Below are 14,660 nucleotides of genomic sequence, written 5' to 3'. Positions count from 1 at the left end.
CGGCCATTAACCGTGCTTCAGCTTCAACGCCAACACGGTGGACGCCAGCGCTAATGTCAGAGTATTAGCGATAATAATTGGCCACGCGACCATCATGATCCCATAAAGCAGCCACAGAAAGACGCCCAACGTGAAAATGCTATACATGCCGAGCGAGATGCCGGATGTGTTTTTCGTTTTCAACGTTTGTCTGACCTGAGGCAGGAACGCCAGTGTGGTGAGCAGCGCCGCCAATGTGCCGATGATGGATGCTAACATCTTATTAACCCTATAGAATTGCGCGCATTTTAATCACGCTGTCCGGCAGCGTAACTAGGGGAAAATATGTACGCCCCGTCGTTATGGATGGGGGCGCAGACTTCTAATAACACCGTATCCTGCTCACACGAAAAAGGGCCGCCAAATGGCAGCCCTCTTTGAAGTCGATTTGAGAGATCAGTCGCGGGTGAATTCAGGATAGGCTTCCATCCCGCATTCCGCCAGATCCACGCCTTCGTACTCTTCTTCTTCGCTGACGCGGATGCCCATGATCACTTTAATCAGGCCCCACACCACCAAGCTGGTTGCGAATACCCATACGAAGATGGTGAGCGCGCCAGCCAGCTGAGCCATGAAGCTAACGTCAGTTGTGAAGGGAACCACCAGAAGACCCAGCAGACCGCAAGCGCCGTGTACAGAGATCGCGCCAACAGGATCGTCGATTTTAAGTTTATCCAGGGTCACGATGGAGAATACGACCAGCACGCCAGCCACTACGCCAATCAGAGAGGAGGCCACGGGGGAGGGAGCGTCAGGATTAGCAGTGATCGCCACCAGACCTGCCAGGGCGCCGTTAAGTAGCATGGTCAGGTCAGCTTTGCCGAACAGCAGGCGAGCGGTGATCAGCGCTGCGATCGCGCCAGTGGCCGCTGCTGCGTTAGTGTTCAGGAAAACAATCGCCACGGAGTTGGCGTTGCCGATATCGCCCAGTTTCAATACTGAGCCGCCGTTGAAGCCGAACCAGCCCATCCACAGAATGAAAGTGCCCAGTGTCGCTAAAGGCAGGTTAGCGCCAGGGATAGCGTTAACTTGTCCGTTAGGGCCGTATTTGCCTTTACGTGGACCAAGCAGCAATACGCCTGCCAGAGCCGCCGCTGCACCGGCCAAGTGAACAATGCCGGAACCCGCGAAGTCTTTGAAGCCCATATCGCCCAGGCTGTATAGACCGAATACAGCATTACCGCCCCAGGTCCAAGAGCCTTCCATCGGATAGATAAATGCAGTCATCACCACAGCGAAGGCCAGGAACGCCCACAGCTTCATACGTTCGGCGACGGCGCCGGATACGATGGACATGGCGGTCGCCACAAATACGACCTGGAAGAAGAAGTCAGATGCGCCGGAATAGATAGCGCCTCCAGTGAAGCCGCCATCGCGCTCAGCGAATGACTTCAAAGTGTCGTCGACATAGGTCTCGCCAGGCATGATGGCGCTTAGGAAATATCCGCCGCTGCCATACATGATTTCATAGCCGCAGATCAGGTACATGATGCAGGCGATGGCGTAGAGAGCGACGTTTTTGGTAAGAATTTCAGTGGTGTTCTTGGCGCGCACTAAGCCGGATTCCAACATGGCGAAACCCGCGGCCATCCACATGACCAATGCGCCCATCACAAGAAAATAGAAGGTATCTAATGCATATTGTAAGTGAAAAACATTGTTTTCCATGAAAAGCCCTCCGCACTAGGCTTGTCAGTTACCAGTTGTTGTTAGTTTTGGTTAAATCGCGTCTGTACCAGTCTCGCCGGTCCTTATGCGGATGGCTTGTTGCAGATCCACCACAAAAATTTTGCCGTCACCGATCTTGCCGGTGTTTGCGGCTTTAGTGATGGCTTCTACGACTTGGTCGAGCAAGTCATCGCCGATAGCGACTTCGATTTTCACCTTGGGGAGAAAGTCGACGACATACTCTGCGCCACGATACAGCTCGGTGTGGCCCTTCTGACGACCGAACCCTTTTACTTCGGTCACGGTCACGCCCTGAACGCCAATCTCGGAGAGTGCTTCACGCACATCATCCAGCTTGAATGGCTTGATAATGGCAGTTACCAGTTTCATTTTTTTCTCCTTTGTATCTACCCGCCTGTTATAGAAATCGCACAATCAGCAAGCTCAACCACGCACAAAAATATGTGCGGAATTTGTGCGTGATGTAGCATCTGCTGTGCCAATGATAAAAAATTTATTTAAAACAGTTAACTAGATGAATAATTCTTACCTTGTGGAAAAACCAGGGCACAATTATAGCGCAGCACGCCCCTGTTTGAGGTTAATTGGCGCCCGTGGCTGGTGCGCATTTATAAAAATGCACAGAATTTGTGCAAAAAAGCGGAATGATAACGTTATAAACAGGATTTGTTGTCACATTAACTCCGGTTCTACAGCCAATGGCGGGAAACGGGGAGGATTCCATAAACAAACCAGGAACGCCGTGGTACAATCGCCGCTCCGAAAAACGGAGGACTTTCCATGTCGGTATCACCAGTAGATTTGCTTAACGCGTTCAACCAGCATTTTGGTCAGTTTGTGCCGGATGTCGCTAAATCCGCGCATGAAGATGTGCAGCAACAAGCCAAGGCGGCTTTCTCCAGCATTATCTCCAAGCTGGACTTGGTGACCCGGGAAGAGTTCGATGTGCAATTGGAAGTATTGCGCCGCACCCGCGAGAAACTGGATAGTCTGGAAAAACGCGTGGTTGAACTGGAGGCGGCTTTGCAAGCCAAGAGTGAGCAAGGCGAACAAGCCTAACGGACTTTTTTATTAACCGGCGATGAGAATCAGGTCGCCGGTCTCGCTTTAATATCTACACACATTAGCGCCTCAGGAACGAGGCTGAATTTATCCAAGGAGGGAGTATGTCACTCGCAATCGTCAACACTCGCGCCAAACTTGGCGTGGAAGCCCCGCTGGTAAAAGTCGAAGCCCACCTGTCAAACGGCTTGCCGGCCCTGTCTATCGTTGGGCTTCCTGAAGCCGCAGTCAAAGAAAGCAAAGATCGGGTCAGGAGCGCTTTACTTAACAGCGGTTTTGAATTTCCCGCCCGCCGCATCACCATTAATCTCGCCCCCGCTGATCTTCCCAAAGAGGGAGGTCGTTATGATCTTGCTATCGCCGTTGGCGTCCTGGCGGCGTCAGGGCAATTACCGGATGAAGCGCTCGCAGGATATGAATTTTACGGTGAGCTGGCGCTTTCTGGAGAGCTACGGCCAGTGGCTGGAATGCTGCCCGCCGCACTTCGCTGCGCCCAGGCTGGTGCTAAAATTATACTGCCGCCACAAAACGCTCAAGAGGCCAGTCTGGTGTCTGCGCTGGAAGTTTATGCGCCCGCTACTTTGGGACAGCTGGCCGCCTTTCTGCTGGGACATGAGCGCATGACGCCGATACGCCAGCAGGAGCGCCCAGCGTCAAGTCGCAAAGCTCCAGACATGGCGGACATTAAGGGCCAGTTTCAAGCCAAGCGGGCGTTGGAGATCGCCGCAGCGGGCAATCACAATATGTTGATGTTCGGCCCGCCGGGAACGGGGAAAACTATGCTGGCGTCGCGTCTGGTGGGCATCTTGCCTGAGCTGACGGAAATGGAAGCGCTGGAAACAGCGGCGGTCAACTCCGTGGCGGGCGTTAGTCTGGATATGACGCAGTGGCGGCAGCGGCGTTTCCGCGCGCCGCATCATACGGCATCTGCGGTTGCGCTGGTCGGAGGCGGATCTAATCCCAAACCTGGAGAGATCTCATTGGCGCACAATAGTGTGCTATTTCTCGACGAATTGCCGGAATTTGACCGAAAAGTGCTGGAAGTATTGCGAGAACCTATGGAGTCTGGAGAGATCGTGATTTCCAGAGCCGCACAGCAAACCACCTTTCCTGCCCGTTTTCAGCTCATTGCGGCGATGAATCCTTGCCCTTGCGGCTATTCCGGCCACCCTGAAGTGGCCTGCAAATGCACCGAAATGCAGGTAAGTCGTTATCGACAAAAGATTTCAGGTCCTTTGTTGGATCGTTTTGACTTGCATGTCGAGGTGCCCGCTGTCGCTATCAACGAGTTGCAACGCGCCGCCAGGTCGGAAAGCAGCGCTCAGATTGCTTCGCGGGTGAACGCCGCCAGACAGGCGCAATTGGTCCGAGCAGGTTGCGCTAACCAATATCTGCAGGGCGAGTCCCTGGAGCAGCACTGTCAACTGGGAGAAAAAGAGAGGCAGTTGCTGGAGCGGGCCCTGCAAAGGCTTGGCTTATCCGCCAGGGCCTATCACCGGGTTCTGCGGGTGGCGAGAACCATCGCTGATTTGTCCAGCTCGCCCAACATCCAGGCGGCGCATCTATTAGAGTCGCTCAGCTTTCGCGCTTTGGATCGGCGCAGGGAGCCTCAGCATGAGATGTCACAGACAAATTAGGTGTCGGAGCTTCTGGGAGATTAATGCTTTTGCGTGTAGAAATGGGTGCAAGTGGTTGAATCGCTGAAGAATAAGCGCGCCTAATAAAAAGAGGAGCCCAAGGGGGCTCCTAAATGGGGTTTAGGAAGACAATTTCGATCGCTTCAGATCGAATTTGCTTGACTGGGTGCATAGGCATGGCCCAGTCAATTGAATTGTACAAAAAATGCTCTAATCTATCTATAAAGGAACGGCGCCTGGAATGTAAACGCTTGTGAATTGAGAGCGTAAAAAGGCGTCGCGCGGCGGATTCTGTGGGAGTGAAGCGGGTCAGGTGCCGGTATGATAAGAACTGCTGTTTATCCATGTCTCCAACTCCCTGTCGGTGGCGCTTTTCAGGCGTTTCAAGCCTGCTTTGACATATTGTTTGGTTTGAAACACGAGCTGACTGCTGTCACTGAAGAACTGGTCCGCAAGTAGTCCTTCCCCTGTGCGTCCTGGCGTCAGCTCTTCAGTAATGCGATGTTCAATGCCCAGCCAGATTTCCCCGAGCTTGTACCAGGGCTGCCCCGCCTGCAGCAGCTCGTCCACGTCATACTGGCCGCTGATGTGGTGGCTGGATTGCGTGAAGTAGCGTGATAAAAAACCAAGTCGGTCGACGAAGGCTTTCTCCTTCGCTCCCGAAGCCAGGCAGTGAGTGCCGATACCACGAATCTGGGCGGCGGTTTCCATCAGCTCAGGCAACTCATTCAAAGACAGACGCGCGACGGGTTGATGGGACTGGTCCAGGTGCTCAAACAGCGGGCCGTTCAGGAAGTCCTTGTATAGCTTCAATAGCTGCTGAATCAGGTGAGTATGCAACTCGAAGTTATGGAAGGCGCTATCCTGACGCCAATGATAATTCACCGTGAACCATTCCGCGCATAGACTCTGCCAGCTGTCATCGGAGATTAGGTCTCCGCGCAGCCGCTGCACTTCCTGTAAGTCTTTGAGCACATAGGGTTTGATGGCGGCCAGGCGGATCTCGAAAAAATCGTCGCCTCCGAGTATCGCAAGCGTGGCGCCGCGATGCTGCTGAATATGAGTGATCAGCTCCAGCAATTGCTGGCATAGCTCCAGGCAACGCTGCCGGGCTTGGTGCCGTTCATAGGCTTGGCGGACTTTAGAAATAGATATGTTCATCTTCCATTTTAATTATTAGCTCTATGGTTGATGTTTCCGGTACTGCAATAGCCGGGGTTACTATCTCCAGCCCAAGCAATATAAAGGCCAAGGAGTCTGTTGATCTGGTCGCCGTTCACGGGGCGTTAGATCATCTATCTTTAAAGCTTAGCTTAAAGCCCATGGTTTCGGGTGGCTCCGGCCAATGCTTTTGTTTTGGCCTAATCGAGGCGCCTGACCAAAGTTGTGCGTTCCTCATTTTGTGGAGATAGCGTGCCCCCAAGTTTTGCTTTATTTTGGTGCGTGCTACTGGAGGGACGAGGCTGAGGTACCCTGATGGCGCAAGAATAGGGGAGGTTTCGGTGCGTGATTACAGGACTTTTTATTTTTAAGTGAGGCGGATGCACATGAAAAATGAGGCGATAAGTCGTTGCGTGTTTTTTATACGGAGCCTATCATTCCAGCCCCTATTTTCCGATGATGGCGATAGCGTTTCCCTCATTGGTGTGACCAGACTTTCCTGAAGCAGTTAGAGTAACGATTTAGAGTAGCTATGGATAATCAACATTTACGCCCCATTCGCAGTTTTGTTATTCGAGGTGGGCGTATGACGGCCTCCCAGCAAAAAGCGTTTGATCGCTTGTGGCCGGAAAAAGGTCTGGCTGTGGAAAACGGCCTGCTGGACTTGGAAAGCGCATTCGGCCGCCGCTCGACAGTAGTACTGGAGATCGGTTTCGGCATGGGACAGTCTCTGGCGGAAATGGCCGCCAACGAGCCTGATGCCGATTTCATTGGCGTAGAAGTACACAAGCCGGGCGTCGGCGCCTTATTGCGACATATGGAAGAGCAGTCCCTGGAGAATATCCGTATTTTCTGGGATGACGCCAACGAGGTGATTGATAAATGCCTGCCAGACGCCTCGCTTGATCGCGTACAGCTGTTTTTCCCTGACCCCTGGCACAAGAAACGCCACAACAAGCGCAGGATTGTGCAGTTGGAGTTCGTGCAGCGAATTCGCGCCAAGCTGAAGAGCGGAGGCGTATTCCATATGGCGACGGATTGGGAGCCTTATGCCGAGCACATGATGGAGATCATGAGCGAAGCGCCGGGAATGGAGAATATTGCGGGAGTGGGGCAGTTTTCACCGCGCCCTGACACCCGTCCCGTCACCAAATTTGAGAAACGTGGCGAGCGCCTGGGACACGGCGTTTGGGACCTCATGTTCCGTCGCGTCGACTGATATTGAGCAAGGGGCGTGACGAGCGCCCCTGGTTTCAGTTGGATTTCGCCGTCGCTTCCCGGTTGATTCTGATACGCAGGAAGTGCATCAGGCGAGTCAGCAGAAAACCACCCCCCGTGATCAGTAGCAGAAACTTCAGACTGGCGAAATAATAGGCCGCGGCAGTCAGCTGGGGATACAGCCAACCACCCAGAACAAAGCCCAGGGCGAAGTTCTCAACAGCATCGCACATCCCCGCAATCAGAAAGCCCACTGTAAACAAATGCTTCAGGTCGCTGTCCGCGCCTCGCGATAATGCGCAAAGCAGCACGGTGTAGGCGACCAAAAACGGAAAATCCAGAATCAGGCTCCAAGTCGCCCAGAACTGTCCCTCACGACCCCATGAGTTGAGGATGAGTTCTGCTCTGAATGGGTTTTTGGCCAGTTCGAAACTGACGAAGCCCCAAGGCGCTACGTCGTTTTGCAGGTGAGGATGTATCCAGAAAATCAGTCCGCCAAAAAGGACGGTGGCGGCGAGACTGAAGGCAATGCGGTTTTTCTGCGACGGGTGAGGGTCGTCCATAGGTAGAAACCTGTATTATCCGGGAAGTGTCCAGTGTAAAACAAAGCTGTCGGGCTGGGCTAGTCCATAAAATGAGTTAAAACAGCGTTTAAGTGACGATAGCCTAACTCTGTGCACTGCAGTCGGTCAGACTGCAGCCAGCCTTTTTGGCGGGCTTCACTCAGTTGCGGCTCCAATAGAGAGACGCCAACGCTAGTGCGGCGTAGCAGCAGTTCTTCCTCCACGCCTTCCCGTAATCTTAGCGCATTCATCAGAAAGTCCACGCCAGCCTCGTGAGCCGGAGTTATTTCTTCCCCCGCCGTATAGTTATCGATGCGGCTGAGATAGTGCTGCGGCAAGCGGGTTTTCCAATAGCGGATAACCTCCCCGGAAGTTCCCGTCAGCTTGCCGTGAGCGCCTGCGCCAATGGCCAGGTAGTCTCCAAAGCGCCAGTAATTGAGATTGTGTCTCGACTCTTTTCCCGTTTGGGCGAAGGCGGAGATTTCATACTGGTTATAACCAGCCTGAGCTAAACGTTCGCAGCCGTTCTCATGAATTTCCCAGAGGGTATCGTCTTCCGGCAGTTGGGGCGGATGGCGGTAAAACTCGGTATTAGGTTCAATGGTCAGTTGATACCAGGACAGATGCGTAGGGCTCAGGCTGATCGCTGTATCCAGATCTTCCATCGCATGCTGCAGAGATTGTCCGGGTAATCCGTGCATCAGATCCAGATTAAAATTATCGAACCCTGCCTGGCGGGCTTTGTCCACGGCTCGGATGGCGTCCTCGCCGTTATGTATGCGGCCAAGCGTCGTCAGTAGTTCAGGCTGGAAGCTCTGTACGCCCAGAGACAAACGATTAACGCCGCCTTGAAACAGGTCTTTGAACTTAGCCTCGTCAACGGTTCCAGGATTGGCTTCCAGCGTGATCTCAATGTCGTCATGGAAGCCCAGTCGCTGGCGCGCGCCATCAATAATCGAGGCGATAATGTCGGGGGAGAGCAGGCTCGGAGTACCGCCGCCAAAGAAAATGGAGCCAAGGGCTCTTTGTCCACCGGTCTGCTCCAGCCTGAACATCTCAGTATCCAGATCCCGTAGCAGCGCCTGCAGATACTCTCGTTCAGGCAGCTCCGATCGGGCGGTGTGAGAATTAAAGTCGCAATATGGGCATTTACGCACGCACCAGGGGATGTGAACGTAAAGCGCCAGGGGCGGCCTATGCAGCCCCGGCGTCAAAATATCAGCCATATAGGCGGGTTAACTCCGCAACCAGTTGCGCCATCGCCTGACCGCGATGGCTGAGGGCGTTTTTCTGCTCCGGCGTTAATTCCGCTGAGGTGCACTGTCGATCAGACAACCAGAACAGCGGGTCGTAGCCGAATCCGCCGCCGCCGCTAGCCTGCTCTGCAATAGAGCCCTCCCAGGCGCCGTGACAAATAATCGGAACTGGGTCGGCTTCGTGACGCATAAAGGCCAGTACGCAGTGAAAGCGCGCGGTTCTGGCGCCAGTAGGCGTATTCGCCAGCAACTGCAGCAGCTTGGCATTGTTGTCCTGATCCGAGGCGCTTTCGCCCGCGAAGCGTGCGGAATAGATGCCAGGCGCGCCCTGTAAGGCGTCCACTTCCAGGCCGGAGTCATCCGCCAGAGCCGGCAGGCCGGATACGGCCGCTGCGTGACGGGCCTTGAGAATGGCGTTTTCGATGAAAGTCTGTCCGGTTTCCTCAATAGAGGGAATGTTCAGTTCTTTCTGGGAGACGACAGTGATGTCGAGGGAGCCGAGCAATCGGTTCAGCTCCTTGATTTTGCCAGCGTTATTGCTGGCTAGTACGATCTTTTGCATGATTTAAGATAAGTCTAAGTACGTCGGATAACGGTTCCCGGGCATTACTCCGGGAACAGCTCTTGATTAAAGCGCAGAGAGAAGGGGCCCTGATTGGGATCGGCCTGAATTTCCAGTTGGAAGGTCAATACTTCTCCCTGGCTGTACCAGAATTCAGCGATTTGATAGAGCGCTTCGCCTTCATTGATTCGGCGGAACTCCAGATCCCTGCTTTGCTGCACGGGGTTGTTCACTTTGCCGCGGATAAACGCGGAGACAGCGCGCAGGGACCCATCTTCCTGCTTTTTCAGCACGGAGATATTCACAAAGCCGGTGGACTTACTGCGAGGCAGCTCATAACGAGTCGCTACGTCAGGGTCCAAAATGGTAGTGGGAAGGGCGATGTAGTGAATTTCATAATCGCCGAAAACTTCTTTTTGCTCAGCCAGAGCCGAGCGACTGACCAACGCCAGGATAATTAAAACGAAAGCGCAGCCGTAAATAGAGCGAAAGAGTTTTGCGAATGTTTTCATACGAGCCTCACCGTGTAACGTGGTAGATAGCGATCTGTCCCAATAAGTTTGGCCAAAGCTGATTCAGCCAGTTGGTCCGATGCTCGTCGTCCACTACGGTCCTGTGCAGAATATGGATGTTCTTTTGGTAGCACAGCTCCTCAAAATCCTTGAATGTGCACAAGTGGATGTTGGGCGTGTTGTACCAAGTATAGGGTAAGGTTTTGGATACCGGCATCTGACCTTTGCGGGCCAGATAGTAACGCAGTCGCCAGTAACCGAAATTAGGGAAGGTGATGATGCATTCCTTGGCCAGGCGCAGCATTTCGTCCAGCAATATGTCCGGTTGTCTAACCGCCTGTAGCGCCTGAGTCATCACCACCATGTCGAAGCTTTTGTCCTTGAAGTTGCTCAGGCCTTTACTGTCCAGATCCTGTTCAATGACGTTGACGCCTTTGCGCAGGCACTCAGTGATATTCTCGCTACTGATTTCCAGACCATAGCCGCGCACCTGCTTATGGGTTTGCAGATAGTCCAAAAGTGTCCCGTCGCCACAACCAAGGTCGAGCACTTCCGTGCCGGGCTGAACCCAGTCTTTGATAATGGATAGATCAGCGCGCATGGGGAATCTCCTTCGCCACTCGACCCATAAAGCCATGGAAAACATCCATATAGCGCTGGGTCGGTATCAAAAATGCGTCATGGCCGTGCGGGGAGTCCACCTCTGCGTAGCTGACGGACTTCTTGGCTTCCACCATCGCGTTGACCAGTTCTTCTGAACGGTCAGGAGGGAAGCGCCAATCGGTGGTGAAGGACACTACCAGATATTTGCATTTGGCTGGCTCCAGCGCCTTACTGAGGTCGCCCTCGTGCGCTCGCGCAGGATCGAAATAGTCCAGAGCGCGGGTCATGAGCAGATAAGTGTTGGCGTCAAAATTCTTGGAAAAGCGTTCGCCCTGGTAGTGCAGATAGCTTTCTACTTCAAACTGTACGTCCAGCAAGCCGAACTTCAGCGTTTGAGCGCGCAGGTCGCGGCCGAACTTCTCACCCATGGAGGCGTTGGAAAGATAGGTGATGTGCCCAACCATCCGCGCCAGCATCAAGCCTTTATCCGGATAGGTGGTGTGCTCGCCATAACGGCCTTCATGGAAATTAGGATCAGATGTAATGGCCTTTCTGGCCACTTCATTGAATGCGATGTTTTGTGCGGACAAGCGTGGCGTGGAGGCGATTACCGCGGCGTTATGAACGCGCTCGGGGTATTCGATGGACCATTGCAGCGCTTGCATGCCACCCAAACTGCCGCCGATCACCGCCGCCCAGTGCGGAATATTGAGGCGATCCGCCAGCATGGCCTGACTGCGCACCCAGTCCTGTACGGTGACGACCGGGAAGTCGGGGCCATAGGCGTTGCCGGTTTCAGGATTAATTGACGCGGGGCCAGTGGAGCCGGCGCAGCCGCCCAGGTTGTTCAGGCTGACGACAAAGAATTTATTCGTATCTATCGGTTTGCCGGGACCTATACAGGAATCCCACCAGCCGGGCTTGCTGTCTTCCATGGAATGATAACCCGCGGCGTGATGATGGCCGCTGAGGGCGTGACAGATCAGCACCGCATTGGAGCGGTCTGCGTTCAACTCCCCGTAGGTTTCGTACATCAGTTGAAAACTGTTCAACTGCTTGCCGCATTCCAGGGTGAGAGGAATATCGAATTGAGCGACTTGCGGCGTGACGATCCCGACAGAGTCAGGTGGGATGACCTCTGGCATTAGTGCGTACTATTCCTTTCAAAAACACATGCTAAGTGGCGCAGTCTATTAATCAATCCAGCGGATAGCAATAACCAACCCAGGATGGCGATGGAGAATAAGAAAACGGGAGACTGCAGGCGGAGTGAGATGCGCCGCGCGAGCCGGACTCACGCGGCGGATGACTGGGCTATCAGCGTTGCATGCCAGGAAGGCTGACCACCTTCTGGGAGAGCATTTGTGGAGCAGGGCGACGCAGCTTGCGCTGTATCTGTTCCGCTTCCTGAATCTCCTGATTGATTTCCTCCATCATGCTCACAATGCGTTTCACCTGACTGCGCGTGTCTTTGGCGGTTTTCGCCAAGTCCTTCAGACGACGAATCTGGTGTTCCAGCAACTGCTTTTGCTCAATGGTGTGCTGCAATATCGGCAATAACGCCTCTTGAGGCCAACGGTCCGATTCTTTATGAATTTCGTCATACAGGCGTCGAGCTTCGCTGACGATAACCGTAAAGAAGCGTTTCACCACCACCGTCTGCTCGGAAACCAGTGTGCGCGGATTGCGGCGGAATTTATCCGCGCGCATCTTCAACCCTTCAATTTCCCGGATTTGCTTGGTAATGGTAAACGGCGCGGGGCGCAGATGACTTGAGCGCGCATCATTGGCGTAGCGCTGATAGATAGAGCCCACCATTTTCTGAGCCAGCCTGGCTTCGTGGTTGAGGTTGCTGATGTCGTTTTCAATCGCATGGAAGAAACCGGCCATGGCGCGGCCCATGCCAATCGTCGTCCAGCTGTTAATCAGCTCATCGCGCGTCTTTTTGGCGTGGGATTCGAAATGCTCCAGATTCACCAGATTATTCAGAATCATCGCCTGCGACTTCATCAGACGGCGGCTAGAGCGCAGCGTAAACAGCTTTTTGTAATAAAAGTTGTAGTCGTCCTGAGTTTTGTCAGTCAGTTCGCGCAGGAAATCCGCGCTGACGCCTTTGCTTTCGTACTCTTCCAGCTTCTCCTGATAGGTGGAGTAACGGGATTGCAAAATGGCCTGACTGGTTTGCAGCATACCCAGCACGTCGTTCACCACGTTGTGGGTGATCAGCCGTTCTTTCTGGCCCAGAATGCGATCGGTAAGCAAGGCCTCCAAGTCGTCGAGGCGGCTGCTGCGCAACTTCTGCTCATCACCCTTGATGCGTCCGACCAGCGCCTGTTTGGCGGAGAGAAGCAGCACTTCTTCCGGCTTAAGGCCCAGCTGGTCTGCGGTTTTAGACTGCACCTTAGCGATGGCCTTGTTGGTGTGTTCTTCGCCCTGAATATCGTCCCAGAGTACGTCGATCTTGTTGAGCACCGCAAAACGGCCGGCGCGGTGATCGGAATGTTCGGTGAAGATGTGGTTGGTCCAAATCTCCATATCGCTGGCGGTAACGCCGGTGTCCGCGCCGAGCATAAATATGACGGCATGAGCGTTGGGAATCATGCTGACGGTCAGCTCAGGTTCGGAGCCCAAGGCGTTGAGTCCAGGGGTGTCCAGTATGCGCAGCCCTTGCTGAAGCATGGGGTTTTCCAAACTGATCAGCGCATGACGCCAGGCCGGAATGATCGCCATGCCTGGATGGCTGGGATCGCGCTCTAATGAGCCAAGCTCGAAGCCCAGACGGCGGGCTTCTTCAAAACTGACTGTACGGGTGCGCGCTACTTGGTCCAGCGACTCGCGCATGGATTCCGGCGTAGTCATGTCCAGAGGGTAATAGACCCAGTGCTCCTGGCTGCGTTTGTAATCCGCCAGGGATTTCTCTTCGCTACGGGTCTCTATGGGAAGCAGCTTAAGGTAAGAGCCGCCATCGCGATCATAGAACAGCTCGGTAGGGCACATGGTGGTGCGCCCGGCCTGAGAAGGCAGCATGCGCTGGCCGAACTCGGCGAAAAACAGAGCGTTGATCAGTTCGGTCTTACCACGGGAAAACTCGCCGACGAAAGCGATGGTGAGGTTGTCCTCATGCAGTAACTGAGCGCAGCGCTGCAGTTTCAGCTCCAGATCGTCGGAGTTCAGCTGATTGGTGCGCAGCCAGCTTTGATAATGGGCGATCTCCCGGATCAGGGTGTTCTTCCACTGGTGGTAGGCTTCGACGTGATAACTTAGTCCACTGCTCATATTGTTGTTTCTCGCTCTGACCCTAAGGTTGCCATTATATGGGATTCCGTTGGCGCTGCTGTGTCCGTGTTGGCGACTGCGAATGATGAAAATTTGTTCAGGTTTGATTTTGTATCGGGTAGCTTTGGAAAATCAAGCGTTTATATTGCTAAAAGGACATCAAACCGTCATGTAACGGTTTGTTATCATATATAGGGTTTTAGTAGCTTTGGGACGTCCGTCAAGTTTTGCACGCGAATACGCTTTTGACGGCTGCTTTCACCGGCGAGGATTTGTACATCTTGTTGCTTGACGCCGCAGAGTTTGGCGAGAAAACGGACAAGCTGCTGATTGGCGCGACCTTCAATAGGCGGGGCGCTTATTTTGATTTTCAGCGCGTCGCCATGAAGGCCGACGATCTCATCTTTTTTGGCCCCCGGCTGTAAATGACACTGCAGAATGAGCGTTTGCTCATCCTGCAGGCTGACGCAGCGGGGTGTGGCCGGATCAGGCAATGGACAGCGCCCGGCTGATCACGAACAGCAGCAGCAACACGACCATGGGCGACAGGTCCAGTCCGCCAATGGGCGGCATGATTTTGCGTACAGGGCGCATCAATGGTTCGGTGATCTGATGGACGAGCTGTGCGCCTGGGTGGTAGCTGCCCGGAGACACCCAGCTGATAATGACCATGATAAAGATGGCGAACTGATAGATGTTAATGACGCATTTAATCATCATCAGTACGGCGTTCGTCACAATGAGTCCCAGCTTGGCGACGATGAGAGACAAGGGAATCAAGTGGACGACGATAATCAGGATGATTGAAAGCAGTAGCGCCAGCACCAGTGATGCGAAATCCAGGCCTTTCCAGCCGGGAATGACTTTTCTGAGCGGCAACAGCAACGGGTTGGTGGCCTTAACCACGAACTGGCTGATCGGGTTGTAGAAATCCGCCCGGGAAACCTGGAGGATAAACCGCATCAGCACCACGCTTATGTAGAACATCCCGATGTAATATGTGACTTCTAACAATATTTGTAACATAGGCTTTATATCCGTCTGGAAGTTGCTCTAGCCGCCTGCAAGAAAAAACAATTCAC

The 14,660-nt window shown here is 53.7% G+C and carries 16 protein-coding genes; 3 read left to right on the top strand and 13 right to left on the bottom strand.

All coding sequences use genetic code 11. The features are described from left to right. Nucleotides 1-6: 6 nt before the first annotated feature. From ACQYWX_RS28025 to glnK, 3 genes are all read right to left on the bottom strand, one after another. Nucleotides 7-258 (bottom strand): SemiSWEET transporter, encoded by a 252-nt coding sequence (locus ACQYWX_RS28025; protein ID WP_127973844.1) that lies wholly within the window; start codon nucleotides 256-258, stop codon nucleotides 7-9. A 177-nt stretch (nucleotides 259-435) separates the two neighbouring features. After that, nucleotides 436-1,707 (bottom strand): ammonium transporter, encoded by a 1,272-nt coding sequence (locus ACQYWX_RS28020; protein WP_216737548.1) that lies wholly within the window; start codon nucleotides 1,705-1,707, stop codon nucleotides 436-438. 51 nt (nucleotides 1,708-1,758) lie between these two features. Beyond that, nucleotides 1,759-2,097 carry a P-II family nitrogen regulator gene (gene glnK / locus ACQYWX_RS28015; protein ID WP_011400096.1) on the bottom strand — a complete coding sequence of 113 codons (339 nt, stop codon included), beginning with the start codon at nucleotides 2,095-2,097 and terminating at the stop codon, nucleotides 1,759-1,761. A gap of 411 nt (nucleotides 2,098-2,508) precedes the next feature. Here glnK and ACQYWX_RS28010 point away from each other — a divergent pair, with 411 nt between their 5' ends. Both ACQYWX_RS28010 and ACQYWX_RS28005 read left to right on the top strand, forming a co-directional pair. Then, nucleotides 2,509-2,787, top strand: a complete 279-nt coding sequence (locus ACQYWX_RS28010) for an accessory factor UbiK family protein (RefSeq protein ID WP_216737547.1) — start codon at nucleotides 2,509-2,511, stop codon at nucleotides 2,785-2,787. A gap of 107 nt (nucleotides 2,788-2,894) precedes the next feature. Next, nucleotides 2,895-4,427: a YifB family Mg chelatase-like AAA ATPase gene (locus tag ACQYWX_RS28005; RefSeq protein ID WP_431687088.1), complete on the top strand. Its 1,533-nt coding sequence runs from the start codon at nucleotides 2,895-2,897 to the stop codon at nucleotides 4,425-4,427. A 309-nt stretch (nucleotides 4,428-4,736) separates the two neighbouring features. Here ACQYWX_RS28005 and ACQYWX_RS28000 read toward each other — a convergent pair whose 3' ends face one another. Continuing rightward, a complete protein-coding gene (locus tag ACQYWX_RS28000; protein WP_431687087.1) occupies nucleotides 4,737-5,588 on the bottom strand; it encodes a hypothetical protein in 852 nt (283 codons plus the stop codon). A 532-nt stretch (nucleotides 5,589-6,120) separates the two neighbouring features. Between ACQYWX_RS28000 and trmB the strand changes: the two genes are divergently transcribed. Next, nucleotides 6,121-6,807: a tRNA (guanosine(46)-N7)-methyltransferase TrmB gene (gene trmB, locus ACQYWX_RS27995; RefSeq protein ID WP_431687086.1), complete on the top strand. Its 687-nt coding sequence runs from the start codon at nucleotides 6,121-6,123 to the stop codon at nucleotides 6,805-6,807. A gap of 34 nt (nucleotides 6,808-6,841) precedes the next feature. Here the strand turns inward: trmB and ACQYWX_RS27990 are convergent, their stop codons facing one another. From ACQYWX_RS27990 to ACQYWX_RS27950, 9 genes are all read right to left on the bottom strand, one after another. Beyond that, on the bottom strand, nucleotides 6,842-7,369 hold the full coding sequence (locus tag ACQYWX_RS27990) for a hypothetical protein (protein WP_431687085.1): 528 nt from the start codon (nucleotides 7,367-7,369) through the stop codon (nucleotides 6,842-6,844). Between the two features lie 59 nt (nucleotides 7,370-7,428). Continuing rightward, a complete protein-coding gene (gene hemW, locus ACQYWX_RS27985) occupies nucleotides 7,429-8,595 on the bottom strand; it encodes a radical SAM family heme chaperone HemW (RefSeq protein WP_216737542.1) in 1,167 nt (388 codons plus the stop codon). After that, complete coding sequence (locus ACQYWX_RS27980; protein ID WP_216737541.1) at nucleotides 8,588-9,187, bottom strand: XTP/dITP diphosphatase; 600 nt, start codon at nucleotides 9,185-9,187, stop codon at nucleotides 8,588-8,590. The genes hemW and ACQYWX_RS27980 overlap by 8 nt, the downstream gene beginning before the upstream one ends. 44 nt (nucleotides 9,188-9,231) lie before the next feature. Next, on the bottom strand, nucleotides 9,232-9,699 hold the full coding sequence (locus tag ACQYWX_RS27975) for a DUF4426 domain-containing protein (protein WP_216737540.1): 468 nt from the start codon (nucleotides 9,697-9,699) through the stop codon (nucleotides 9,232-9,234). 7 nt (nucleotides 9,700-9,706) lie between these two features. Next, complete coding sequence (metW, locus tag ACQYWX_RS27970) at nucleotides 9,707-10,300, bottom strand: methionine biosynthesis protein MetW (RefSeq protein WP_216737539.1); 594 nt, start codon at nucleotides 10,298-10,300, stop codon at nucleotides 9,707-9,709. Continuing rightward, nucleotides 10,290-11,447 carry a homoserine O-succinyltransferase MetX gene (gene metX / locus ACQYWX_RS27965; protein ID WP_216737538.1) on the bottom strand — a complete coding sequence of 386 codons (1,158 nt, stop codon included), beginning with the start codon at nucleotides 11,445-11,447 and terminating at the stop codon, nucleotides 10,290-10,292. The genes metW and metX overlap by 11 nt, the downstream gene beginning before the upstream one ends. Nucleotides 11,448-11,619: 172 nt before the next feature. Further along, nucleotides 11,620-13,578, bottom strand: coding sequence for a dynamin family protein (locus tag ACQYWX_RS27960; RefSeq protein WP_216737537.1), 1,959 nt, complete (start codon nucleotides 13,576-13,578; stop codon nucleotides 11,620-11,622). Between the two features lie 185 nt (nucleotides 13,579-13,763). Further along, nucleotides 13,764-14,072: a DUF167 domain-containing protein gene (locus ACQYWX_RS27955; RefSeq protein ID WP_279501598.1), complete on the bottom strand. Its 309-nt coding sequence runs from the start codon at nucleotides 14,070-14,072 to the stop codon at nucleotides 13,764-13,766. Further along, nucleotides 14,065-14,604: a YggT family protein gene (locus ACQYWX_RS27950; protein WP_216737535.1), complete on the bottom strand. Its 540-nt coding sequence runs from the start codon at nucleotides 14,602-14,604 to the stop codon at nucleotides 14,065-14,067. Before ACQYWX_RS27950 ends, ACQYWX_RS27955 begins: the two co-directional genes overlap by 8 nt. Nucleotides 14,605-14,660: the final 56 nt, after the last annotated feature.

It is taken from the genome of Hahella sp. NBU794 (assembly GCF_050749805.1).
Classification (GTDB): domain Bacteria; phylum Pseudomonadota; class Gammaproteobacteria; order Pseudomonadales; family Oleiphilaceae; genus Hahella.
Note: the sequence above shows the minus strand (reverse complement) of the source record. Positions and strands in the feature narration are given on the sequence as shown.